Source organism: Micromonospora sp. NPDC052213 (genome assembly GCF_040679695.1).
Taxonomy (GTDB): domain Bacteria; phylum Actinomycetota; class Actinomycetes; order Mycobacteriales; family Micromonosporaceae; genus Micromonospora.
Map to the genome: position 1 here is coordinate 1 of NZ_JBFAVI010000417.1, position 1,051 is coordinate 1,051.

Here is a 1,051-nt window from a genome sequence, read left to right on the forward strand (position 1 = left end):
GGCGCCGACACCGAGGGGCCACCCACGAGGACCGGGTGGATCCAGAACCGCACCTCGTCCTACCCGGGCGCCGCTGGCCCGGATCCGGTCGGCGATCTCGGCGTCCTCGCCCGGGGTGGCGGCGCGGAACTTGGACGGCTCGACCCCGGCGATCTTCAGCGCGGGGAACTTGCGCTCCAGCGCCGGGACCAGCCGGGACAGCGTCTCCTCGGTGGAGCCGTAGAGATAGACCGGCAGCCCCTCCTCGGCGAACCGGGCGAGCACCCGCAGGGTCAGCTCCGGGCCGTAGACGCGGTCGGTGAGCCCGGCGCCGTGCAGCAGGTTGAGCGCCCAGCGCACCGGCTGACCGTCCGGGGTGACCACGTCGAACGAGTTGAGCCGGGCGTTGTGCGCCGGGTCGAGTACGCCGGTCATCACGCCGTGCACGGCGAGCGCGGTGAGCGCCAGTGGGCGGCGTTCGTGCGCGGCCGAGACCACGGCCTCGGTGGCCCGGGCGTAGTCGGTCGCGTCGACCCCGACGCCGAGGACGTTGCGCTTGGTCCCGGCGCTCATGCCTTCGGCACCCACTTGTCGACGTTGGCCTCGTAGATCTCGCGGAGGATCATCGGCACGTCGTACGTGATCTTCCAGGACGGGTAGTGCTCCTCGAAGCGGGCCATGCTGCTGACGTACCACTGGTGGTCGCCGGTGCGGGCCTGCTCGACGTAGTTGATCCGGGCCTCGCGGCCGGTGATCTCCTGGGCGATCCGGAACGCCTCGATGTGCGAGGTGTTCGAGTGCCGGCCGCCGCCGAGGTTGTAGACCTGGGCCGAGCGCGGCTCGCGGAAGAACGCCTCGAACGCGGTGAGCACGTCGTGCGAGTGGATCGCGTCCCGGACCATCTTCCCCTTGTAGCCGAAGAGGTTGTACGTCCGGCCCTCCATCACGCAGCGCATCAGGTACGCCAGGAAGCCGTGCAGCTCGGCGGCGGAGTGCGCCGGGCCGGTCAGCGTGCCGCCCCGGAAGCAGGCGGTCTTCATGTCGAAGTAGCGGCCGTACTCCTGGACCATCA

2 protein-coding genes are annotated in these 1,051 nt (G+C 70.7%); both read right to left on the bottom strand.

All coding sequences use genetic code 11. The annotated features are described in order from the left end of the window. Positions 1-552: WecB/TagA/CpsF family glycosyltransferase (locus AB0L34_RS34385; protein WP_363709856.1), on the bottom strand; the 552-nt coding region annotated here is incomplete at its 3' end. Further along, positions 549-1,051 (bottom strand): NAD-dependent epimerase/dehydratase family protein (locus AB0L34_RS34390; protein ID WP_363709858.1); only part of this gene is annotated, 503 nt, incomplete at its 5' end. The genes AB0L34_RS34390 and AB0L34_RS34385, both read right to left, overlap by 4 nt.